Annotated in this window: 24 protein-coding genes, 1 pseudogene and 1 riboswitch; of the genes and pseudogenes, 8 read left to right on the top strand and 17 right to left on the bottom strand. The window is 68.9% G+C overall.

Annotated elements, in window-relative coordinates:
- Nucleotides 1-167: 167 nt before the first annotated feature.
- From ACFYRX_RS43375 to ACFYRX_RS43355, 5 genes are all read left to right on the top strand, one after another.
- Entirely contained in the window at nucleotides 168-908 is a 741-nt protein-coding gene (locus ACFYRX_RS43375; protein ID WP_389112495.1) for an ABC transporter ATP-binding protein, read from the top strand.
- Nucleotides 890-2,239: a hypothetical protein gene (locus ACFYRX_RS43370; RefSeq protein ID WP_389112493.1), complete on the top strand. Its 1,350-nt coding sequence runs from the start codon at nucleotides 890-892 to the stop codon at nucleotides 2,237-2,239. The genes ACFYRX_RS43375 and ACFYRX_RS43370 overlap by 19 nt, the downstream gene beginning before the upstream one ends.
- Nucleotides 2,240-2,324: 85 nt before the next feature.
- Nucleotides 2,325-2,744, top strand: a complete 420-nt coding sequence (locus ACFYRX_RS43365; protein WP_389112492.1) for a VOC family protein — start codon at nucleotides 2,325-2,327, stop codon at nucleotides 2,742-2,744.
- 36 nt (nucleotides 2,745-2,780) lie between these two features.
- Nucleotides 2,781-3,902: an LOG family protein gene (locus tag ACFYRX_RS43360; RefSeq protein WP_389112490.1), complete on the top strand. Its 1,122-nt coding sequence runs from the start codon at nucleotides 2,781-2,783 to the stop codon at nucleotides 3,900-3,902.
- Nucleotides 3,903-4,049: 147 nt separating this feature from the next.
- Nucleotides 4,050-4,751, top strand: coding sequence for an LAETG motif-containing sortase-dependent surface protein (locus ACFYRX_RS43355; RefSeq protein WP_389112488.1), 702 nt, complete (start codon nucleotides 4,050-4,052; stop codon nucleotides 4,749-4,751).
- Between the two features lie 59 nt (nucleotides 4,752-4,810).
- Here ACFYRX_RS43355 and ACFYRX_RS43350 read toward each other — a convergent pair whose 3' ends face one another.
- From ACFYRX_RS43350 to rlmN, 5 genes are all read right to left on the bottom strand, one after another.
- A complete protein-coding gene (locus ACFYRX_RS43350; RefSeq protein ID WP_389112486.1) occupies nucleotides 4,811-5,599 on the bottom strand; it encodes a maleylpyruvate isomerase family mycothiol-dependent enzyme in 789 nt (262 codons plus the stop codon).
- Nucleotides 5,600-5,623: 24 nt separating this feature from the next.
- Nucleotides 5,624-6,646: an ABC transporter ATP-binding protein gene (locus ACFYRX_RS43345; RefSeq protein ID WP_389112484.1), complete on the bottom strand. Its 1,023-nt coding sequence runs from the start codon at nucleotides 6,644-6,646 to the stop codon at nucleotides 5,624-5,626.
- Entirely contained in the window at nucleotides 6,647-8,248 is a 1,602-nt protein-coding gene (locus ACFYRX_RS43340) for an ABC transporter permease (protein ID WP_389112483.1), read from the bottom strand.
- A gap of 38 nt (nucleotides 8,249-8,286) precedes the next feature.
- The gene (locus ACFYRX_RS43335) at nucleotides 8,287-9,357 is read right to left on the bottom strand and encodes a thiamine ABC transporter substrate binding subunit (protein ID WP_389112481.1); all 1,071 of its coding nucleotides are present in this window, start codon (nucleotides 9,355-9,357) and stop codon (nucleotides 8,287-8,289) included.
- Nucleotides 9,354-9,461, bottom strand: a riboswitch (TPP riboswitch). (Overlaps the previous gene by 4 nt.)
- 19 nt (nucleotides 9,462-9,480) lie before the next feature.
- A complete protein-coding gene (rlmN, locus tag ACFYRX_RS43330) occupies nucleotides 9,481-10,587 on the bottom strand; it encodes a 23S rRNA (adenine(2503)-C(2))-methyltransferase RlmN (RefSeq protein WP_389112479.1) in 1,107 nt (368 codons plus the stop codon).
- A gap of 169 nt (nucleotides 10,588-10,756) precedes the next feature.
- On the opposite strand from rlmN, the gene ACFYRX_RS43325 reads away from it, so the two are divergent.
- The 3 genes from ACFYRX_RS43325 (at nucleotide 10,757) to ACFYRX_RS43315 (ending at nucleotide 12,788) form a co-directional block, all read left to right on the top strand.
- On the top strand, nucleotides 10,757-10,978 hold the full coding sequence (locus ACFYRX_RS43325) for a hypothetical protein (protein ID WP_389112477.1): 222 nt from the start codon (nucleotides 10,757-10,759) through the stop codon (nucleotides 10,976-10,978).
- Nucleotides 10,979-11,796: 818 nt separating this feature from the next.
- Nucleotides 11,797-12,234, top strand: coding sequence for a hypothetical protein (locus tag ACFYRX_RS43320; protein ID WP_389112475.1), 438 nt, complete (start codon nucleotides 11,797-11,799; stop codon nucleotides 12,232-12,234).
- A gap of 335 nt (nucleotides 12,235-12,569) precedes the next feature.
- Nucleotides 12,570-12,788 (top strand): hypothetical protein, encoded by a 219-nt coding sequence (locus ACFYRX_RS43315; RefSeq protein ID WP_389112473.1) that lies wholly within the window; start codon nucleotides 12,570-12,572, stop codon nucleotides 12,786-12,788.
- Nucleotides 12,789-13,284: 496 nt separating this feature from the next.
- Here ACFYRX_RS43315 and ACFYRX_RS43310 read toward each other — a convergent pair whose 3' ends face one another.
- From ACFYRX_RS43310 to pyrH, 12 genes and pseudogenes are all read right to left on the bottom strand, one after another.
- Nucleotides 13,285-13,707, bottom strand: coding sequence for an NUDIX domain-containing protein (locus ACFYRX_RS43310; RefSeq protein WP_389112471.1), 423 nt, complete (start codon nucleotides 13,705-13,707; stop codon nucleotides 13,285-13,287).
- A pseudogene (locus ACFYRX_RS43305) lies at nucleotides 13,692-13,802 on the bottom strand (IS5/IS1182 family transposase); the annotation flags it as partial. The pseudogene ACFYRX_RS43305 and the gene ACFYRX_RS43310, both read right to left, overlap by 16 nt.
- Nucleotides 13,799-14,140: a hypothetical protein gene (locus tag ACFYRX_RS43300; RefSeq protein ID WP_389112469.1), complete on the bottom strand. Its 342-nt coding sequence runs from the start codon at nucleotides 14,138-14,140 to the stop codon at nucleotides 13,799-13,801. The gene ACFYRX_RS43300 and the pseudogene ACFYRX_RS43305, both read right to left, overlap by 4 nt.
- 53 nt (nucleotides 14,141-14,193) lie before the next feature.
- Nucleotides 14,194-15,435, bottom strand: coding sequence for an IS110 family transposase (locus ACFYRX_RS43295; protein WP_389112467.1), 1,242 nt, complete (start codon nucleotides 15,433-15,435; stop codon nucleotides 14,194-14,196).
- A 500-nt stretch (nucleotides 15,436-15,935) separates the two neighbouring features.
- A complete protein-coding gene (locus tag ACFYRX_RS43290) occupies nucleotides 15,936-16,442 on the bottom strand; it encodes a hypothetical protein (RefSeq protein ID WP_389112465.1) in 507 nt (168 codons plus the stop codon).
- 512 nt (nucleotides 16,443-16,954) lie between these two features.
- A complete protein-coding gene (locus ACFYRX_RS43285; protein ID WP_389112464.1) occupies nucleotides 16,955-17,161 on the bottom strand; it encodes a hypothetical protein in 207 nt (68 codons plus the stop codon).
- Between the two features lie 68 nt (nucleotides 17,162-17,229).
- Nucleotides 17,230-17,478: a hypothetical protein gene (locus ACFYRX_RS43280; RefSeq protein WP_389112463.1), complete on the bottom strand. Its 249-nt coding sequence runs from the start codon at nucleotides 17,476-17,478 to the stop codon at nucleotides 17,230-17,232.
- The gene (locus ACFYRX_RS43275; protein ID WP_389112461.1) at nucleotides 17,475-18,599 is read right to left on the bottom strand and encodes a WXG100 family type VII secretion target; all 1,125 of its coding nucleotides are present in this window, start codon (nucleotides 18,597-18,599) and stop codon (nucleotides 17,475-17,477) included. The genes ACFYRX_RS43280 and ACFYRX_RS43275 overlap by 4 nt, the downstream gene beginning before the upstream one ends.
- A complete protein-coding gene (locus tag ACFYRX_RS43270; protein WP_389112459.1) occupies nucleotides 18,596-18,931 on the bottom strand; it encodes a WXG100 family type VII secretion target in 336 nt (111 codons plus the stop codon). Before ACFYRX_RS43270 ends, ACFYRX_RS43275 begins: the two co-directional genes overlap by 4 nt.
- A gap of 263 nt (nucleotides 18,932-19,194) precedes the next feature.
- On the bottom strand, nucleotides 19,195-20,415 hold the full coding sequence (locus ACFYRX_RS43265; protein WP_389112457.1) for a phosphatidate cytidylyltransferase: 1,221 nt from the start codon (nucleotides 20,413-20,415) through the stop codon (nucleotides 19,195-19,197).
- On the bottom strand, nucleotides 20,415-20,972 hold the full coding sequence (gene frr / locus ACFYRX_RS43260) for a ribosome recycling factor (protein WP_389112455.1): 558 nt from the start codon (nucleotides 20,970-20,972) through the stop codon (nucleotides 20,415-20,417). Before frr ends, ACFYRX_RS43265 begins: the two co-directional genes overlap by 1 nt.
- Before the next feature lie 148 nt (nucleotides 20,973-21,120).
- On the bottom strand, nucleotides 21,121-21,879 hold the full coding sequence (gene pyrH / locus ACFYRX_RS43255; RefSeq protein WP_389112454.1) for a UMP kinase: 759 nt from the start codon (nucleotides 21,877-21,879) through the stop codon (nucleotides 21,121-21,123).
- Nucleotides 21,880-22,039: the final 160 nt, after the last annotated feature.

Here is a 22,039-nt window from a genome sequence, read left to right as displayed (position 1 = left end):
ACGGCCCGGAGTACGCCCGTCCGAGTGACAGGCACGCACCCCGGGCCGTGTGCTGTACGGCGTCCCGCCCCCGTCTCCTTAGCGTGCCTGGTAACCGATCGGCCCTGCTTTCGTTCCCCCGCACGGGGGATTGCAAGGCACAACGGACCAGAACGAGGTGTACGCCCATGGAGGCCCCGCCGGACAACGATGTGCTCTGGGCACGGTCCCTGCACTTCACCCACCGCGACGGCTCACCCGGGATCGCCGGTGTCTCGCTCGGCATCCGGGAGGGCGAGATCCTCGCCGTGAGCGGCCCTCGCGGCAGCGGCAAGACGAGCCTGCTGCGCTGTCTTTCCGGCCTGGCGCCGGCCCAGCGCGGCGAGGTCTGGTTCAACAGCGTGCCCGTGCACACGATGGGCCCGATGACCCGGGAACGTCTGCGCCGTGACCGCTTCGGCTGGATCGACCCCAGCCCGGTGCTCGTCCCGGAGCTCAACGCCTGGGAGAACGCCGCCCTCCCCCTCATGTTGCGCGGCACCAGTCGCCGCCGGGCCAAGGTCGCCGCCCTGGAGTGGCTGGAGCGCCTCGACATCGGGGACCGGACCCGCAGCCGCCCGCACGAACTGACCCAGTCCGAACGCCAGCGCGTCTGCGTCGCCCGCGCCCTGGCCCCGGCCCCGTCGGTCCTGTTCGCGGACGAACCGACGGCTCCCCTGCACCGCGCGGACCGGGCGCACGTCCTGCGCACGCTCACCACGGCCGCCCGCTCCCACGGCATCACGGTGGTCCTGGCGACGCACGACGCCGACACTGCAGCCCTGGCGGACCGCACGGTCACCCTCCTGGACGGACGCCGGGTCAACACCGTGCACCTGCCCCCGATGGCCGACTCGGAAGGCCGTACCGCGTGCTCGCTCTCCGTCTGACCCGGGGCGCCCATCCCGCCGTACAACTGCGCCGCCTCCTGGTGGCCATGGCCTCGGCGGGCACGGGCTTCCTCCTGCTGTGCGCTCTCGGTTACGCCATCAGCCACCCCGACGATCCACGGGCCGCCGCCCTCCGTCTGGCCTGGTGCCTCACCCCGCTGGCGGCGACGGTCCACTTCGCCCTTGCGGTGGCCCGCACCGACCCGGGCAACCGCCCCCGCCCGGGCCTGTCGGCGATCGGTCTGGGCCCGGCCCGTCTGATGGCCGTCTCCGCCACGACGACGGTCCTGTCCTGCCTCCTCGGCTCGATGCTGGCCCTGCTCTTCTTCCTCCATCTGCGCGGCGACCTGACCGGCATGCCCTTCGACGGAGCCGCGGCGGAGTTCCTGGCGGCGGGCACCCCCCTCCCGCTGCCGGCGGCGCTGACCCTGCTGGGCCTGGTACCGGCGATCGCGTCGGTGACGGTGGCGCTGGTACTGCGCCCACGCGACGACAGACCGGAGTCGGTGCGGAGGGCGGCGAGGTCGTACGGCCGTTTCGGCGCGTACGGCAGGACCGCGGCGAGAGAGACCTTCGGCGCCTACGGCCGTTTCCGCGGGCAGTCGGCCACGGGCGGGCGGACCAACGGGGCGGCTCCCGAACCGGGCGAAGACACCCCCACCACGACCTTGACCGAGGAGAACCCGGCCCCGGACGGCACGCCGGACGGCGTCCCCCCGATCCCCCGAGAAGCCCCCGGAGGTCTCCCCTGGGGCATCGCCGTCCTCGCCGCGGGCCTGGCGGTGGAGGCCTATGCCAACCGCCCCGGAACCTCCGCCGCCACCCCCCTCCCCGGCGGCCTCGCGGGCACCCCGTCGGTTCTGGTCGGCTGGCTCCTCACCGCCGTCGGCCTGGCCGTGGCGGGCCCCGGCCTGACCCACCTCTGCGGCCGTGTCCTCCAGTCCACCCGCCCCGGCGCCCTGCGCCTGCTCGCGGGCCGCGTCCTCATGACGGAAGCCACCCGTATCGGCCGCCCGCTCGGCGTCGTCTGCGCCGTGGCGTCCGGCACCTACGCCATGACCACGCTGTACGACCCCACAGGGCCCGAAGTCGGCCCGCTGACCACCCTCGGCCTGCTCCTGGTCACCGGCTGCACCCTCGCCACGCTCCTCACCGCCGCCGTGGAGGCCAAGCAGGCGAGGTCGGACACCACGGCCGCGCTGATCCGCCTGGGCGCCCCGGCGACCATGCTCCGCAGCGCGGCGGCCCTGCGCGCCGGCGCACTGCTGGCCCTCTTCGGCCCGCTGACGCTGGTCGTCGCGGAGCTCGCGGCCCTGCCGCTGACCGGCTGAAGAAAGTTTCCCCCAGGCCGATGACTTCCGCCGGGCCCCCCGGTCTACCCACCGAACAGCACGCACCCCGATGGGAGAGCCTCAGATGACCTCGCCGACGTACCAGCAGATGATCTTCGTGAACCTGCCCGTGAACGACCTCGACGCCTCCAAGAAGTTCTTCACGGAGCTCGGCTACTCGATCAACCCCCAGTTCAGCAACGACGACGCGGCCTCGGTCGTGATCAGCGACACGATCGTCGCGATGCTCCTCACCAAGCCGTTCTACGCGACCTTCACCAAGAAGGAGATCGCGGACGCCACCAAGAGCAGTGAGGTCATGGTCGCGCTGAGCGCGGAAAGCCGCGCGAAGGTCGACGAGTTGGTGGACAAGGCGCTCGCGGCAGGCGGCACGCCGGCGGGCGAGACCCAGGACCACGGCTTCATGTACGGCCGTTCCTTCGACGACCCCGACGGTCACACCTGGGAGGTCGTGTGGATGGACCCGGCCGTGATCCAGGACTGATCCACGGGCCGGAACGCAGCGTGCGAGCATGGGCGGGTGCAGACGAGCCCCGCCCATGCGGCACACCACGACGACCGTGAGATCGAGACGCTGGAGGAGTTCGACGCGGTGGTCCAGGCCCGCGGCACCCTCTGCGGATTCCGCGTCCAGGCCGTCGATCTGACGGACCGGACAAGGGAGTTGCTGGCCGCCGACACAGCGGGCGCGGTCTTCCTCGGCTGCCCGATGCGGGAGAACGCGGCCGGGAAGATCCGCGCGGACGGCGCCCTGGTCTTCCCACCCGTCCCGGACCTGCCCTTCAACCCGTACCGGGGCCTTCTCTACTCCCCCGACGAGCTGTTCGACGGGCTGGAGAAGGGATACGAGCAGACCCCCGACGCCCTCGCCTATGCCTGGTTCCAGCGCACCAAGGCCGACGGCGACATATACGCGTCGATGCTGCGCTCCGTCCACGACGACGCCGTCTCGGACGCCCTCGACGAACTCCTGCGCGGCACACGGATCGTGGGGGTCATGGGCGGTCACGCGATGGCCCGCGGCACGAAGGAGTACGCCGGCGCCGCGCGCCTCGGCCGCGAACTGACGCGCGCCGGACTGACCGTGGCGACCGGCGGCGGTCCCGGCGCGATGGAGGCGGCCAACCTCGGCGCCCACGCGGCGCCCTTCGAGGATTCCATGCTCGACGAGGCGTGCGAACTCCTCGCCGGGGCACCGTCGTTCACGCCCTCGATCTCCGACTGGGCGCGCGCCGCCTTCGAGGTCCGTGCCCGCTGGCCCCGGGGCGGCCGTTCCGTCGGCATCCCCACCTGGTTCTACGGCCACGAGCCGCCGAACGCCTTCGCCTCGCACATCGCCAAGTACTTCGCCAACGCCACCCGCGAGGACGGCCTGTTGGCCCGCTCCAACGCGGGCGTGGTCTTCCTGCCGGGTGCCGCCGGGACCGTGCAGGAGATCTTCGACAACGCGACGCCCAACTACTACGAGTCGCGTGGCGAGCCCACGCCGATGGTGCTCGTCGACCGGGAGCACTGGACGCAGAAGCTGCCCACCTGGCCGCTGCTCCAGGCGCTCGCGCGGGAGCGTTCGATGGAGGCCCGAATCGCCCTGGTTGACCGGATCGAGGAGGCTCCGGCGGCACTGAAACGTCTCACACCTTAATAAGCAGGCAAAGTCAACACTTGTAGGGCGCCTACACGTTGACACTTCTTATGCAGCGCTTATAGACCTGTGTGACTAGTGGGGACGGTGATGTCACATCACCACCCCCTCAGCCCCCCGCATTTGCGCAACTCGTGAAGGACGAACGTGGCATTCACGCCCATATCCCGTCGCACCGCCCGCGTCTCGCGCTTCCTCGGCGTCGCCGCCGCATCGACCGCGATCGTGCTCGGTGCTTCCAGCAACGCGCTTGCCTGCACCATCAGTGAGTTCTCCGCCGAAGCCGCGTGCGACGGCACCCAGGGCGTCATCACCGTCACCGACGTCGACAAGTCCGGCGTCGAGGCGACCGTCTCCGTGTACCTGCAGAGCAACGGTGCCGACGCGAAGAAGGTCGGCGAGCAGACGGTGAAGGGCTCCAAGAAGGGCACCACCATCACCTTCAAGGAGGACTGGGCGCCCAACGCCGAGTACCGCATCCACGTCGAGGCCCTGCCCTACATCAAGGGCGAGGACATCAAGCCCAACCTGACCACCCCGGCGACCGCCTGCAAGACCGAGGACACGCCGACCCCGACGCCCACGCCCACGCCCACCCCGTCGGACTCCGCCAGCACCCCGGCCGAGGAGTCCCCGACCCCGACCCCGTCGGCTTCGGAGGGCACCACCGCTCCGGCCACCGTCGAGAGCAACGCCCCGTCGCCCGCGGCCGGTGACTCCAACCTCGCCGAGACCGGTGCGAACTCCAACACCGGCATGATCGCCGGGATCGCGATCGCCCTGGTCGCCATCGGTGGCGGCGCCGTCTTCTTCGGCCTGCGCCGTCGTGGGGCGAGCAGCACCCGCTGACGCTCTTCCCGTACGCCGGCCACGGCCCGTCCCCGTTGCGGGGGCGGGCCGTCGCTGTGTCAGCCGAAGCTCGCCCGATCCAGCCAGAACTCCAGCAGCTCCCGCTCCCCCAGCACCTCCAACTCGGGGCTGTCCAAGGGCAGTCGACGGTAGAAGGCGAGCAGTACGGCGGTCAGCGGCCCCCGCAGCGCGACGGTCGCCTTCTCGTGCCCGCGCCGCCACACGATGACGTCCTCGGTGAACTCGATCACCCACTCGGCGTCGAGCTCCGCGGTGCCGTCGGTGGCGTGCAGATGGATGCTGCGCCCCGTGCCGCGCAGTTCCCGCATCTTGCCGTCCGGCACGGTGCGCTGGGCGAGTTGGGTGATCTGGAGCCACTCGTCGATCGCGTCGGCGGCGATGTCCGGGGCGACCTCGTAGGGCTGCCCGGCGGCGAGCGTGGCATCGGCGCGGTGGATCGTCAGCTCGTGGGCCATCCGGCGGGCCCAGAAGCCCGAGGTGGGAATCCCGGCCCAGGACCACACCGCGGTGTCCGGCCCGGCCTCCCTGAGCGCGGCGACGAGCAGGTCACCGGTCTCGGCGAGCCACGCGTCGAGCTCACCGGCGTCTTCGGGACCCTCCCCCAACGGCACCTGGTCGTCGGGAAGTTCCTGTTCGGCCCGGGTGCGCACCAACACCTCCACCCAGCGCAGGGCACCCCCGGTGTGCCGCACCAACCGCTCCAGCGACCAGTCGGGGCAGGTCGGCACAGTCGTGGACAGGTCGGCCCCGGAGGCCAGCACGGCCCTCAACAGGTCTACTTGGTGGGCGATCGCATCGCAGTAGCGCTCGTGCGCGAGCAGTGGCATGCCCGCACTGTAGGCCCGCCCCCGTCAGCCCAGCACCACGATTTCGTCCGGGTCGAACTCCACCCCGACCACGTCCCGGACCTCAGGCGCCGCCCGCAGCGCGCACGCGGCCTCCAACCGCGGCCCGTCGTCGGTGGGTTGCAGGTGCACGGCGACATGGGTGCCCCTGAAGGTGCGCGCGGCGACCGTGCAGCGCAGGCCCTCGTCGGCGGGGACGAGCCGGACACCGGCGGGGCGCACGAGGAGGGTGTGGAGGCCCTGAGGGATGTCCTCGGGCACCGGGATCTTGCCCCATGCCGTGTCTGCGGCATCGCCCGACACCGTCCCCTCGACCACGTTCTCGAAGCCGAGGAAGCGGGCCACGAATTCGTCCGCCGGCCGCTGCCAGACCTCCAGGGGCGTACCGGACTGGGCGATCCGCCCGTCCCGCATCACCACGACCCGGTCGGCGAGCGCGAAGGCCTCGCCCTGATCGTGGGTGACCGCGAGCACGGTGGTGCCCAACCGCCCGAACAGCTCCCGCAGTTCGACGACGAGCCGCTCCCGCAGCGACCGGTCCAGCTGCCCGAGCGGCTCGTCGAGCATCAGCAGCCGGGGCCGGGGCGCGAGCGCACGGGCCAGCGCGACCCGCTGCTGCTCACCACCGGAGAGCGCGCCGACGGCCCGGCGGGCGGCGCCCGGAAGGCCGACCAGGTCGAGCAACTCCCGCACCCGCTCGTCCTGTTGGGCCTTCGCGGCCCCGTGCATCCGCAGTCCGAAGGCCACGTTGGCGCCGACGTCCCGCTGCGGGAACAGCTGATGGTCCTGGAACATCAGCCCGACCCCGCGCTTGTGCGCGGGCACTCCGGCCTGGTCGCGGCCGTCGAGCGACACCCGCCCCTGGTCGAGCGGCTGGAGCCCGGCCACCGCCCGCAGCAACGTCGACTTGCCGCTCCCGCTGGGCCCTAGCACACACACGATCTCGTGCTCGGCGACATCGAGGCCGATCTCGTCCAGCACGGCCCGCCCACCGAACCGTACGGTCGCGTCCTGAAGGCTCAGCAGCATCTAGAACTCCCCGGTCCGGTCGGTGCGCAGCCGTTCAAGGACCAGCAGGGCCACCGCGCACACCACCATCAGGACGGTCGAAAGGGCCATCGCCTGGCCGTAGTTGAGGTCCCCGGCGCGTCCGAGCAGCCGGGCCACGGCGACCGGCAGCGTCGGGTTGTCGGGCCGTGCGATGAACACGGTCGCCCCGAACTCCCCGAGTGACACGGCGAAGGCGAAGCCCGCCGCGATCGGCAGCGCCCGCCGCACCATCGGCAGGTCGACCTCGCGCCACACCCGCCAGGGCGAGGCCCCGAGCACGGCCGCGGCCTCCCGCAGCCGGTGGTCCACGGCCCGCAGCACGGGCAGCATGGTCCGCACGACGAACGGCACCCCGACCAGCGCCTGCGCGAGCGGCACCAGGATCCAGGACTGCCTGAGGTCCAGGGGCGGTTCGTCGAGGGAGATCAGGAACCCGAAGCCGACGGTCACCGCGGACACCCCGAGCGGCAGCATCAGCAGCGCGTCGAAGCCCCGTACGAACCGGCCCGCGTCCCGTCGGGTCAGCGCGGCCGCCGCGAGGCCCCCGACCACCACGGCGATGGCGGTGGCGGCGAGGGCGTACTCCAGCGAGTTCCCGACCGCCTCGATCGGCGCGACGAGGAAGACCCCGCCGTCGCTGTGGGTCAGCGCCCGGTAGTAGCCGAAGTCGGGGGCGTCGAGCGAGCGCTGCACCAGCACGGCGAGCGGCAGGACGAGGAGCACGGCGATGGTCGCGAGGACCCCGGCCAGCAGCCCCCACTCCCCCGTCCCGCGCGGCCGCCGGGCGGTGCCGGACGCGTCCACCAGCCGGAGCGCGGTCTCCCGGCGCCGTACGGTCCACGCGTGCAGGGCGAGGACCGCGCCCACCGCGACGAACTGGATCAGGGTGAGCACGGCGGCCGTGGCGAGGTCGAAGATGTCGGTGGTCTGCCGGTAGATCTCCACTTCGAGGGTCGAGAAGGCGGGCCCGCCGAGGATCTGCACCACGCCGAAGGAGGTGAAGGTGAACAGGAAGACCATGAGCGCGGCGGCGGCCACGGCGGGCGCGAGCGCGGGGAGCGTGACCGTGCGCCAGGCCGTGAGCCGGGACGCGCCGAGCATCCGCGCCGCCTCCTCCTGCCGCGGGTCCAGCTGCGCCCACAGCCCGCCGACGGTCCGTACGACCACGGCGTAGTTGAAGAAGACGTGCGCGAGCAGGATCGCCCACACGGTGGTGTCCAGCCGTACGCCCCACAGTTCGTCGAGAAGACCGCCCCGTCCCACGAGCGCCAGGAAGGCCGTACCGACCACGACCGTCGGCAGTACGAAGGGGACGGTGACCACGGCCCGCAGGACCTGCTTGCCGGGGAAGTCGAAACGGGCGAAGACATACGCGCCGGGGAGCGCGACCAGCAGCGTGAGCGCGGTGGAGGCGAGCGCCTGCCAGGTGGTGAACCACAGGACGTGGCGGATGTCCGGCTGGGTGAAGACGTCGGTGATCCGGCCGAACTGCCAGGCGCCGTCGGTCTTCAGCCCGCGCGCGACGATCGCGGCGACGGGCCAGGCGAAGAAGACGGCGAAGAACGCGACGGGCACGGCCATGAGACCGAGCCGCGCCGCGTTGCCGCTGCGGCGGGGCCCTACTTCAGTACGAGCGAGGTCCACGACTTGACCCAGTCGTCACGGTGGTCGGCGATCTTCGCGGGGTCCATGGTCTCGGGGTCCTTGGCCTGCGGTCCGTACTCGGTGAACTCGGCGGGCACCGACGCCCCCTGCACCACCGGGTAGACGAACATGTTGAGCGGCATGTCCTGCTGGAACTCCTTGGTGAGCAGGAAGTCCAGAAACGCCTTGCCGCCCTTGGTGTTCTTGGCGTTGCTCAGCAGCCCCGCGTACTCGATCTGCCGGAAGCAGGTCCCGTCGGCGACCCCGGTGGGCGCGGTGCTGGGCTTCGGGTCGGCGTAGATCACCTCGGCGGGCGGCGAGGAGGCGTACGACACGACGAGCGGCCGGTCGGCCTTCGCCTTCTTGCCCCCCGCGGAACCGGAGAACTCCTCGTTGTAGGCCTGCTCCCAGCCGTCGACGACCTTGACGCCGTTGGCCTTGAGCTTCTTCCAGTACGCCTGCCACCCGTCGTCGCCGTACTTCGCGGCGCTCCCGAGCAGGAACCCGAGACCCGGCGAGGATGTGGAGGCGTTCTCGGTGACGAGGAGGTTCTTGTAGGCGGGCTTGATGAGATCGTCGTACGACGTCGGCGGCTGGACCTTGTGCTCGGTGAACCAGGCCTTGTCGTAGTTGACGCAGATGTCACCGGTGTCGATGGGCGTGACCTTGTCCCCGTCGACCCGGTACCCGGCCTTGATCCGGTCGGCGCCCTTGGCCTCGTACGACTGGAAGAGCCCGTTGTCGAGCGCGCGAGACAGCAGGGTGTTGTCGACGCCGAAGAAGACGTCGCCCTGCGGGTTGTCCTTGGTGAGGATGGCCTTGTTGACGGCCTGCCCGGCGTCGCCGTCCTCCAGGACCTTCACCTTGTACCCGGACTTCTTCTCGAAGTCGGCGAGGACGCTCTTGGAGACGGCCCACGAGTCGTGGCTGACGAGGGTGACGGTCTTGGAGTCGCCGCCGCTGCTGCCGTCGGACGAGGACCCGCACGCGGACAGCGTGACCAGGCCGAGGCCGACGACGGCAGCAAGAAACTTCTTGTTGTTCACGGTGATGACCGAACTTCCTACCCAGAATGACCTGGGCGAGGTTCAGAGGGTCTGCGGCCCGATCGCCGCACTCTCAGCGCTGTCGCGCTCCCCTGTCGGATATGAAGATGTACGTCCTTCAGACTACCGTTCGGTGGCCGCGAGCTGGCCACAGGCCCCGTCGATCTCCTGCCCACGGGTGTCCCGGACGGTCACCGGCACCCCGTGCGCGGCGATCGCCTCGACGAAGGCCTTCTCGTCCTCGGGCCGGGAGGCGGTCCACTTGGACCCGGGCGTCGGGTTCAGCGGAATCAGGTTCACATGCACGGGCTTGCCCCTGAGCAGCCGCCCGAGCCGGTCCCCCCGCCAGGCCTGGTCGTTGATGTCCCGGATGAGCGCGTACTCGATGGACAGCCGACGCCCGCTCTTCTCCACGTAGTCGAACCCGGCGTCGAGGACCTCGCGCACCTTCCACCGCGTGTTCACGGGGACCAGGGTGTCGCGCAGCTCGTCGTCGGGGGCGTGCAGGGAGATCGCGAGCCGGCACTTGAAGCCTTCGTCGGCGAACCGGTGGATGGCGGGCACGAGCCCGACGGTCGACACGGTGATGCCGCGCTGCGAGAGCCCGAGCCCGTCGGGAGCGGGATCGGTGAGCGCGCGGATGGAGCCGACGACCCGCTTGTAGTTGGCGAGCGGCTCGCCCATCCCCATGAAGACGATGTTGGAGAGCCGCGCGGGTCCGCCCGGCACCTCCCCGTCCCGCAGCGCCCGCATCCCGTCCACGATCTGGTGGACGATCTCGGCGGTGGACAGATTCCGGTCAAGACCCGCCTGCCCCGTGGCGCAGAAGGGACAGTTCATCCCACAGCCCGCCTGCGAACTGATGCACATGGTCACCCGGTCCGGGTACCGCATCAGCACCGACTCCACGAGCGTCCCGTCGAACAGCCGCCACAGCGTCTTGCGCGTGGTGCCCTGGTCGGTCGACAGATGCCGTACGACGGTCATCAGCTCGGGAAGCAGCGCCTCCTGGAGCTTGCCGCGCGAGCCGGCCGGGATGTCGGTCCACTCCGCCGGATCGTGCGCGTACCGCGCGAAGTAGTGCTGCGAGAGCTGCTTGGCACGAAACGGCTTCTCCCCGATCCCGGCCACGACCTCTTTACGTTCGGCGGGCGTGAGGTCGGCGAGATGCCGCGGCGGCTTCTTGGCTCCGCGGGGGGCGACGAAAGTGAGTTCTCCGGGTGCAGGCATAACCCTTCCAGTGTGGCAGATCATCGCCGGGAGCCCAGGCCGGAGCGGGGTGGGGGTGGTCACCTGCGGGTGCCGACTGTCGACGTTGGTCGGCTTCGGACGGCCCGGGGACGGCCCGGGGGGCGTGCCCTACGGATGGGATGATCACTCCGGAGGGGTGCGAGTGGACATGCTTGAACTGATGGAGTGGCTGGCCGAGCGCGGCGTCACGACCGTTTTCAAGATCGACGGTGACCGCATGGTTGAGCGACGGGCGGCATGGATGGTCATCGTCAGCGGTGGGCCCCTTGGCGAGGACTCATTCTTCCGTGCTGACCTGTCCACAGCAGACGCATGCCTTGACTCGCTGCTCGCTCACCTGGAGGGCAAGGGCCTGTCCCCGTTCGCATGATCAGCATGTCCCGCGTGGTCGTTGCTGCCGCTCGATGCGAACTACAGGCGGGGCGGTCGCTGAGGCCTGCTCGGCAGGTCAGTCGGTCGTCGGAGGCTGGTGGCGGACGGCCACGGTCGCCGTGGTTGCTGTACTTCCTTGCTGTACAGCGCGCTTCGCAGCCGGGTTCTGGACATCAGCCTCACGCCGTAGCCGACGCTCATAGTCTGCGATCTGGCGAGGTACGGGCCTGCTGGTTGCAGCTCGCATAAGCCGCTCGTTCTCCCGATCCACCAAGAACGGGCCATTTCCACCGAGCGTTGGACGCTGGCCGATGGGGCGACCGACGTCCTGTCGAGCGCACCAGTAGAAAACCCAACCGAACGAAACGGGTTCAACCTTGGTGATCGCAAGCTCCAGGTGTATCGCTCTTTCGGTCCCTGCGAGCTCCGCCAGAACGAGCCCTCGTGCTTCGTCTTCAGTGAGCATCTGCCAAGCGTCTCAGAGGGGATGGTGCGTGTATGTCGGCGTCCCGAAGAAGGTGCCGCCGCGCTCAGATCCTGGAGCACCAGTTTGGAAGATCGCGTAACCCGCTCTGGCTTGACCAGGTAAGACGCTGGCCTGCGCGTTCTCGGGCGGCTCGCCGATGTTCCCCGTTGCTTCCCGCCCGGATCCGCTCGATCGGGCACGCAGAGGGCACGTATGGCTCTCTGCCGCATCCCCCCGCCTGCCGAAGCCCGGTGCCGCCCCTGGGTGCCGGTCGGTCGCTGAGGCGGCCCCTGGAGGCCTACTGCTGGGCTCTCGCTAGACGTGATCGTCAACGCCTCATGATGTCTGTCATGTCACTGACCTTTGGCCCGGACCGGCAGACTCGCGAGTTTCAGTGTGACTGCTGCCAAGCACCGATCGAGAGGGCGTGGAACTTCGTCCACGCTGGCGGCGCCCCGTACGCCCTGTACTACGCAAACTGCTACCACCACCGGGACCAGGATCACGACGTATGGACAGATGTGATCTTCGGAACCTGGGGGGCTGGGTCCGGCCAGTGGGACGATCACGTCGCGTTCGCCTGTCGGACCGGCCCCGTTGCTGGGCAAGACGAGCCCGCATCCACCTTGGTGACGGCAGGCTCCATATACCCGGACGGGCCCCTGTTCGGCCGCAAGCTCGACCGGGAAGCGGCCCTGCAGCATCCACGCCTGTCAGAGTTCTGGCAGGTCTCTGACTTCATCCTGGAGAACGACCCGCTGGTTCGTCGCCACCTCTACGGAGGCTAAGACGCAGAGGTCGGCGGGGCCTTGACGGAGTCAAACGTGAGGGGCGCCGGCCGCCAGGGGGAAGGCGCCCCTACGAAACCAACGCTTCGTCGTCTGGCCTCACCCTTATCAGGTCGGTCATGGGAGTCGGCGAAGTCCGTCAACCGGCCGGTGTTCTCAGTCGATCGTTCGCTGAGCTTCGCCGTGGAGCGCTGCTGTCCGCTCCTGTTGGTGTCAGCCACTGGTGTCAGCCGCTACACGCGGGCTTGACAAGTGCGCCTCCAGCGCATTGCGCCCAGTTTGGAAGACCGCCCTGTGATCTTGTGCACCGCCCAAGTGTTCGGTACAACCGTCACGTGACGAACGATTCCGAGCCGAAGGCCCGGCGGAACAAGGACGAGGCCGGAGCCTTCTTTGCCGCTACATCCGCCTTTCTCTTCTTTTCTGAGCCGGTTCAGGATGCGGCGGATCAGCTGAACTGGGAGTACGCCCACACGGCCGCCGCTCTCGTCAGCCTGGCGGTGGCATTCCTCGCATACCGGGTTGGGCTGCGCGCGATGAGGAAGCTTCCCTGACGGTTCCAGTCCGTTGCGAGCTGGGAATTCATAGCCTCATGCGGGTGGTCCGCTCCTCCTCGAAATTCCCCGCCGCGCCTTCGCTACCGTCCTTACCCACCACTCTCCCTAGCTCCCATCCCGTCCGCCGTCGACCCACACACCGTGGAGCGGGCGTGGTTCATGGCGTCCAGGTGGAGCGCGCCACTGTACGAACGACCTGGACGCCATGGGCCGCGTCTGCTCGGCTCTGCCTGGGTCGATGGTGGTCGGGATGGGAGCACCCCGCGCACGCCACTTCGGACCCGCGGCCGCGTACGGCGCCCCCTCCACCCCGGTGCCGGCCGATCCCCCGCCGGAGGCATCGTTCTGACCGTGATCTGCCCGTCTAGGGCTCTACCGTCCGGGCCGTAACATGCTTGCGGCCCCAGGGGCCAGGGGGCCAGCCCGCGCTTTGCGGGCCCTTGATGAAGTAGGGAAAGTCTTATCCCGCTGGGATGGGGATCTTCGGTCTCGGCTACGCCGCTACGTCACTCGGCGCCTGGCCATGCTCGAGGTACACCGGGGCGCTCGCTGCTCGGGCCTCGATCGCCGCAAGGATTCGTCGGCCCAACCGAGGGATCGTCCGGTCCGGGATCTCGCTCGGGGCAACGAACGTGACGCTCTTCAGTTCCTCGGCCTGCGGGCGGATGTCCTCCACGGTCTCCGGGGCAAGCTCACCGCCGTCGAACAGGTACAACACCTTGTCACCCTCGGTAGTGCTGGGCGCCCAGTCGACGGCCAGGAGGCGGCCAAGCGTCGGCGTGATGCCGAGTTCTTCCCGTAGCTCGCGGCTGGCAGCCTGAAGCGGAGACTCACCGGGACTCGCCGGTCTCGACGTACCCCCCCGGGGATGTCCCAGTAGTCCTTGTACGTGGGCACCACCAGCGGCAGGCTCCACGGCCGACCTCTGCAGACCGCCTCAGCTCCTTCGTGCCGCAGTTGTGCCACCAACGTGCCGAAACGGCGGGGGCTCAACCCGGTGAACGGGGCTATCCAGACACCTCAGGGCCCTGACGCGTCAAGTCCTCTTCGGTGAGTGAATGGTTTCCCCAGCGGTTCCAGAGCGTGTGATGCCATTCGCCGGAATCGGTGCCGGGAGGCGTCACCGGCGGCACCGGCCCTGGGCTGGTCTCGATCAGGTGCAGAAGTGACCAGGCGACGCCGTAGCAGTCGTCAGGGCCGAAGCAGGCAGCCAGAGCATGCGCCTCGTCGGGTGTGACAGGCGCGGAGATGGCTTCGAGTTGTTTGACTCGCCGGTCGATCTCCTCCTCGTCGGCATCCCAGTCGGGCAGAGGTCCGTCGGCGACGAAGGTCTGAACTTCGGGTCTCATCCGTGAATGATCGACTGCGTGGGCGACCTGGAGCAAGGCGCGTTTGCCGCAGGTCAGGCAGCAGCCCTCTCCGTCACCGAGGGCGGTGTGGGGAAGGCGGCCAGCTCGTCGAACCGTTCGCCGTGCTGGAGGCAGTGGTAGAGCTGGCCGATCATGCGATTGAAAAGGTTGCGCTGGGCGTCGGCGTGCCACTCTGCGTGGTTGTCGCGTCGTCGTCGGTAGTGGGCTTTGGCGCCAGGTGAGGCGGTGATCGCGGAGAACGCCCAGAGGTAGCCGGCGTGGTTGAGGCGGTCGTTCTTCACCCAGCGTCGCGTGATGCTGGACTTCTTGCCGGACGCCCGGGTGATGGGCGATGCGCCGGCGTATGCCTTCAGGCCGCGGGCGTCGGCGAACCGTCGCCGGTCGTCCCCGATCTCGGCAAGCACTCGGGCGCCGAGCTGGATGCCGAGGCCGGGGAAGCTGAGGATGATCTCAGCGTCCGGGTGCTGAGGGAAAGCCTCCTCGACCGCCTCGGCGGGGTTATCGGCAGCGGTGCAGGCGGCCTCCAGATGAATCAGGAGTGCGAGCATCTGCTTGCCGAGCGCGTCCTCGACCAGCTGCGGCTGGCGGGCCCAGTCAGCGCGGAAGATCTCGCGGAGCCGCTCGGCCTCGGCTGCGATGCCCCGCTGCCGACCGGACCGCTTCAGGGCTGCCTGCAGCTGCGTGCGGGTAAGTCGAGCGGCCGTGGCTGGTGTCGGGGCCGCCTTCAGGAGCTCGTGGGCCTCGCGCCGGCAGAGGCCGTTCTTCCAGGACTCGACGGCTGCGAGAGCGGCTGGGTAGTACTCGCGCAGCAGGGAGCGGAGCTGGTTGGCGATCTGCTGGCGGTTCCAGGTTGCGTCCTGCTGAGCGCGGGCGAGGACGGCGACGGCGCGGGCAAGGTCACTGTCCTGGGGAAGCGGCCGGTGGGCGTACATGTCAGTCCGCAGCACATTGGCGAGGACCAAGGCGTCGCCAGGATCGGACTTCTTGCAGGAGACGCTGTGCCGGTCGCGGTAGCGAGCGGCGGCCATCGGATTGATCGCGAACACCTGCCGCTCGCCGGTCCTCAGTACCGCGACGAGCAGACCGCGGGAGGTCTCGATCGCGACCGGGATCGGGGATTCCTCAGTGTCGCCGTACTCGGCCAGCAGATCGAGCAGGATCTTGTAGCCAGCAGCGTCATCGGTGATGTGCCGCTTGGCCAGTAACTGGCCGCTGTCGTCGACCAGGGCGACGTCGTGTGTGCGTTCCGCCCAGTCGATGCCGCAGTAGATCAAGGTCTTTTCCCTCCAGCGTTCGGGTGTTTGTACTGGTCACGAGCTCATGCGGGACCACGCAGCGACCTAATCCCAGGACTCGACGCGAGGGTCAGTCCGCCACCTCAGTAGCTGTTCGTGGCACCAGCTCACCGCACGGGCCCCGGTCTGCGCTGGAGCTGAAGGCTCGGGCATCACGAGGGGCACCATGCGGCGGGCTCGCACCACGTTCACCAACGAGTGATCAAGTGGGCAGTATTGACGACGATGGCGGTCACGAGAGCATCGGGCACCACCACTCTGGATATAGGGATCAAGTCCCCAGACGGCTCAAGGCGTCGGCCCGACACCCACGTGACCGCCATCGCGACCAACGCGTCTACTGCTCGAACAGGCCAGCGGGTGTATGTCCCTCAGGACCGTCGCTATCACCGGATTAGGACGGCTGCGACGCCGTGATTACACCAGTCACGGCGGGAGCCTCACATGGATCCCCTAGGCGTCAGCGTTCTGACGAGAACCTATCCTGCCCAGATTTCAGGTCCTTGCTTGACGATGACAAGTCCATGAGTCCGGTCGGATGGCCAGAGATCTACCTGATATAGGAAGTGGTCACCGGGGCCGCCATTGGTGTCGGACGGCGGCGGTGGTCCGGCTGGAACGTAGGAGACCCGAACGCGTAGCAATCCAGCGGGAACAGTCAGGCTCGGCCCGTCGCAGGGATCGGTCCCAGGGCTGGACATGGTGAGCTGACCTGTTGGCGCGTCAAGGTCGGTCTCCACGATGTGCTCGGCCGTCGGGTCCGTCGTCGGCGCGGAGGTGTGAACGGTGATCAGCGACTCGACCATGTCGTCCCGAGCTGTGCCGACGGAGATCGAGTGCGGTTCAACGCCGATGCGATGGACGTAGACCGCTTCTTTCGTCCAGCCGGCGGGTGCCAGGTCCGGGTCCGTCGCGTGTTCGGCGATCCACGCGTCGTAGGGGTCAAGGTCCTGGACGTAGAACTGTCCGTGATCGGCATCGATCACAAATCTCAGTGAAGCATCAGACACTAGCGCAGACTATCGAAGCCGATGGCGGCTGCTGAGGCGAGTGCTTTCAACTGGTCATCCCGAGGGAGCCCAAGAAGCAGGGGCAGCCTCCTGCAGAATCACCACCTCGATCGCCCAGCCGATCACGAGTCACAGGAGCGATACCAGACGTATTTGCGGGACAGTCCTTAGTAGTGCTTCGTTAGGTTCTGGTTCTGCTGGTTGCGAGGGGGCGGCCGCAGGTGCTGCAGGTGCCGGTCCAGCACCTCAGCAGGTCTTGGAGTGCGTCGAGGGTCTGGTAGAGGCCGCGCCGGTTGCGCACCCATGTGAGCACGGGTTCGCGGGCCAGGTAGTGACTTCGCACCTGCTCCGGCGCCCACGACTCGGCTTCAAGGATCATCCCCGGGGCGTCGTCGACGCGGTTGTGTGCGCTCAGCGCTCGGGCTACCTCGATGTTGTGCCGCGCCCGCCCGCCCAGTGTCGCGGATCGATTCCCGTGACCTCGTCCGTCAGTCGCTGACGCCTCTGTCCGCCAGGAGGTCCCTGATGCGTGCGTCGACCTGTTGGCGGTCATAGCCCCGCCATCTGATCCGGAATGGGGGTGGGCCGACCGGGGAGCCGGCTTCGGTCAGGGACTTGAGATGGTCGTCGACCTGCTGGCGGTCATAGCCCCGCCGCACCACATCGAAGCCACGGAACTCGGACGGTGTAGACACTGCGAGTAGCACCTCAGCCCTGTAGGAAAGCCTTGTAGGAAAGCCCTGTAGGAAGTCGAGAGACGCTCCTAGACGAGCCGGGTCCCGCCGTACCCGATCAGGAGGCCGATTGCGAGGATCACCGGTCCGATCACGTAGGAACCCCACTTCCGCTCGCCGGGGCCGCGCAGCAGCGTGACGGTCGCGATCGCGCCGGTGACCGTGATCGCGCCGCCGAACACCAGCATGATGAACCCGAGGAACATGGCCCAGGTGTAGGGATGGTCCGGGTTCGGAGTCCACACCGCGGCAAGCGTCACGTCGCTGAAAGTCCTCACTGGTCGTTCTCGTCCTTCGCCAACTGCTGAAGATCCGCTTCGATACCGGAGCCGGCCGCGTAGACAGCGGTGTTCAAAGTGGTGCCCACCGTGTTCGTGAAGGCACTGTCGGCGAGCTTCCCCCGGTCACTGAGGTGTTCGCCGCCGAGACTGCCGTGCTGCTCCAGAGCATGGTTGACCCCGTGGTTCTGGGCGTTGCCCAGGGCACCCGTGGCCGCGTTCGTGACCGCGTCCTGGGCGGTCGTCGAACCGTTCGCGCCGCCGATGACATCGGCCGTGAAACCGCCCGCCACATTGCCGGCCGCGCCGTTGAGGGTGGTGCCGAGGAGGCCCTCACCTCGCAGGAGGTCACCCGCCGTTCCGGTGAGACGCGCTCCCGCGGCACCGGCGATCCCGCCGAACGCGGCTGTGCCGACCGCGGCCCGGCTGCCGTAGGTGAGATCGTCCCCGACCGTCACCGGCTGCCCGTGGACGGCCTGGTTCACCATCATGCTTCCGGAGTCGGCGACGAAGTTGGTGGCGAAGGTGCTCGTGAACTTGGCGGTGAACCGCCCGAGCCCGGAGAGCAGCTTGGCCAGCTTCGCCGCCTTTTCGGCGCTCATCGCGTCGCAGCGCTCCAACAGCCCGGCGACCCGCTCCGCCGCCGACGTGAACAGCCCGACCAGGTCCACGACCTTGGCCACCCGCTCCGCCACCGCCGCGTTCGCGACGAGGTCGGAGAGGAACCCGGTGAAGAACGACAGCGCGACCCCGGCGATCTCCATCTCGGCGATCTCGACGCAGATGTCGATGATCTCCTTGTTGATGCCGTCGATCTCGTCGGCGTACGCGCGCAGCCCGTCGGCGACGTGATGGAAGTTGTCCGCGATCTCCTGGACGACCTTCTTCTGCTCACCCCAGTGCTTCTCGAAGGCCTCGCGCGCGGCACCGTGCCAGCCCTGGTGGTCGACCCCCGCGATCGAGGAGTCCACGGCCCGTACGACATCCGTCAGCTCGGTGCCCATGGCGTCCCAGCGCCGGGCGATGTCGCGCAGGGTGTCGCCGTCGCCACCCGGGAGTTCCACACCGGCTGCCTGGAGGATCTCCAGGACCTTGCCGTCGATCCAGTCGTTGACGCTCACGAACGGCCACCCGGGGTCCGGGCCGCGGCGTCCAGATAGCCGAGCGCGGTCCGGTCCGAGTCCGCGTAGTGGGTCACGTTGAGGCGCAGTCGGTCGCCGTCGCTGTTCAGCGCATCCGGAAGGTGCCCGAGCGCCTTCACCGTGCTGTCCAGCAACTGCCGGTATTTGTCCACCGCGCCGTCGCAGACACCGAGCAGACCGAACGCCTCCCCTATCTCGGCCGCGCTCGCCGCGAACCCGTCGATCGGCCCGGCTAGTCCTTTCGCCTCCCGGTCGAACCTGCCCGCCAACTCCGTCAGCGTCTCGGGGTCCACCCCGAACTGCCCGCTCATCCCGACTCCCCGTTCGACTGCTCGCTCCACGGCCAGCATGTCCCGGACAGAGATCCCGCAGAAAGGATCTTTTACGGATGCGAAGCAGTGCCTGACGCACAATTTGCGCCACGCCGACCAAGCCAATGCCTGCGACGTCCCAGAGCGCCATCGCGGTACGCGCCGCGCCGGAAGGGCGGATGGCCGGACCCAACGACTCGGCCCCCGCCCTGGACAGGACGGGGGCCGAGACAGCCGTACGGGAACAGCCCTGCAAGGGGCCGTCAGCCGGATCCCACGAACAGCACCAGCAGCAGCCACACCACCGGAGCCGTCGGCAGGAGGGAGTCCAGGCGGTCCATGATGCCGCCGTGGCCCGGCAGCAGGGTGCCCATGTCCTTGATGCCGAGGTCCCGCTTGATCATCGACTCGCCGAGGTCACCCAGCGTCGCGCTGGCGGCGACCGCGAGGCCGAGGAGCAGGCCCTGCCACCACTCGCCGTCGTCGATCAGGAACTCCATGCACAGCGCGCCCGCCACCATCGCGAACGTCACCGCGCCGACCAGGCCCTCGCGCGTCTTGCCGGGACTGATGCGCGGCGCGAGCTTGTGGGTGCCGAAGCGCCAGCCGACGGCGTACGCGCCGGTGTCGCTGACGACTGTCAGGAGCAGGAACATCAGGACCCGGGCCGCCCCGTCCTCGGCCGTCAGCATCATGGCGACGAAGGTGGCCAGGAACGGGACGTAGAACGCCGCGAAGACGCCCGCCGTGACGTCCTTGAGGTAGCCCTCCGGCGGTTCCGTCATCCGCCAGACGAGGACGGCGAGTGCCGTGAGCGCCATGGCGACCCAGGCACCCTCGGCTCCCCGGACGTACCCGGCGACGACCATCGCGGCCCCGCCGAGCGCCAGTGGCACCAGGGGTGCCTTGATGCCCTTGCGCTCCTGGAGCCTGCTGGTCAGCTCCCACAGGCCCACGACGACGGCGACCACGATCACGCCGACGAACGCGGCCTTGACGAAGAACAGCGACGCGATGATCACCGCGCCGAGCCCGACGCCGACCCCTATGGCCGCACCCAGGTCCCGTCCCGCGCTCTTCTTCTGCGGCGCGGGCGCCGGCTGCGAGGCGTCGGGCATGGGCTCCGGATTCTGCGTCAGCGGCGCCGCCTGGTAGGGCTGGGCCGAAGTGGTCTGGTCGCGGAACGACGACGTCCCGTCGCGAAACGTTCCGTCCTGGAACGTCTGGTCCTGGAACGTCTGGTCCTGGAACGTCGGGTCCTGGAACAAGGGACCGCTCAGCCGAGCGGCCCCCCGGTCGTCATCCTGGTCGTCGCCGTGTCGGGATACGGCGGGTCCGTCGGGCACGATGGGCATGGGGCGAGTGTGCTGCGCGTCATGCGCATCGTACGCGGGACCCGCCGGGGCAGCCCCCTGGACAGGCCCCTGGTCGGACGGCCCCCAGTACCCGGCGTGTGGCGGCGTTCCCCAGGAAGAGTCGTTCATCAGACCTCGAGAAGCTCCGCTTCCTTGTGCTTCAGGAGTTCGTCCACCTGAGCGACGTACTTGTGCGTCGCGTCGTCGAGCTCCTTCTCCGCACGGCGGCCCTCGTCCTCGCCGACCTCGCCGTCCTTGACGAGCTTGTCGATCGAGTCCTTGGCCTTGCGGCGGACCGCGCGAATGGAGACGCGCGAGTCCTCGGCCTTGCTCTTGGCGACCTTGATGTAGTCGCGGCGGCGCTCCTCGGTGAGCTCGGGGAACACCACTCGGATGATGTTGCCGTCGTTGCTCGGGTTGACGCCCAGGTCGGAGTCACGGATGGCCTGCTCGATGTTGCGCAGGGCCGTCTTGTCGAACGGGGTCACCACCGCCATGCGCGGCTCCGGCACGGAGAACGAAGCCAGCTGGTTGATCGGCGTCGGCGCGCCGTAGTAGTCGGCCACGATCTTGTTGAACATCGCCGGGTGCGCACGACCGGTGCGGATCGCGGCGAAGTCCTCCTTGGCGACCACGACGGCCTTCTCCATCTTCTCCTCGGCCTCGAGGAGGGTCTCTTCGATCACCACTTGCTCCTGCGTGTCTTGAAGTAGGCCCGGCTGCTGTTCCATGTACGTGGGGGCGGCGGCCGGCTGCGTCGCGTCTTCTTCCTGCACGGTTCCCGACCGGCAGGACATTGTCCATCCCCCGGTCGGGGACCGGGTGCAACTGAGGTCAGTCCCGGCTGCCCTGGTCACCCACAAGCGTGCCGATCTTCTCACCCTTGACGGCGCGCGCGATATTGCCCTCCGCCAGGAGCTCGAACACCAGGATCGGGAGCTTGTTGTCGCGGCACAGTGTGACGGCCGTGGCGTCGGCGACCTTCAGGTCGCGGGTGATGACCTCGCCGTACCCGAGGGCGTCGAACTTGACCGCGTCGGGGTTGGTCTTCGGGTCGGAGTCGTAGACCCCGTCCACGCCGTTCTTGCCCATCAGCAGCGCCTCGGCGTCGATCTCCAGGGCGCGCTGCGCGGCGGTGGTGTCGGTGGAGAAGTACGGCATGCCCATGCCTGCGCCGAAGATGACCACTCGGCCCTTCTCCAGGTGGCGCACGGCACGCAGCGGGATGTACGGCTCGGCGACCTGGCCCATGGTGATGGCGGTCTGCACCCGGCTGTCGATGCCCTCCTTCTCCAGGAAGTCCTGGAGGGCGAGGCAGTTCATCACGGTGCCGAGCATGCCCATGTAGTCCGAGCGGGCCCGGTCCATGCCGCGCTGCTGGAGTTCGGCACCGCGAAAGAAGTTGCCGCCGCCGATGACGACGGCGATCTCGGCGCCGTCCCGGACGACGGCGGCGATCTCACGGGCCATCTTGTGCACCACGTTGGGGTCCACACCCAGGCCCCCGCCGCCGGCGAACGCCTCTCCGGACAGCTTCAGCAGAAACCGGCCGCGTACCTTGCCGTCGTCGCTCTTCTGAGCCTTGGTGGTCATGGGGATCCCGCCTCTTTCACCTGGTGCACATACGAAGAAGGCCATTGCCGGTGGGAACTGGTTCGCATCCCATGCGCGGCAATGGCCTCCTCGTCAGATCTGCTGTCGTCCGCCACGCGCGTGTGTGGCGGCGTACCGGACGACTGCTGACGACCCTATC

It is taken from the genome of Streptomyces sp. NPDC005374, assembly GCF_042872225.1.
Lineage (GTDB): Bacteria > Actinomycetota > Actinomycetes > Streptomycetales > Streptomycetaceae > Streptomyces.
Note: the sequence above shows the minus strand (reverse complement) of the source record. Positions and strands in the feature narration are given on the sequence as shown.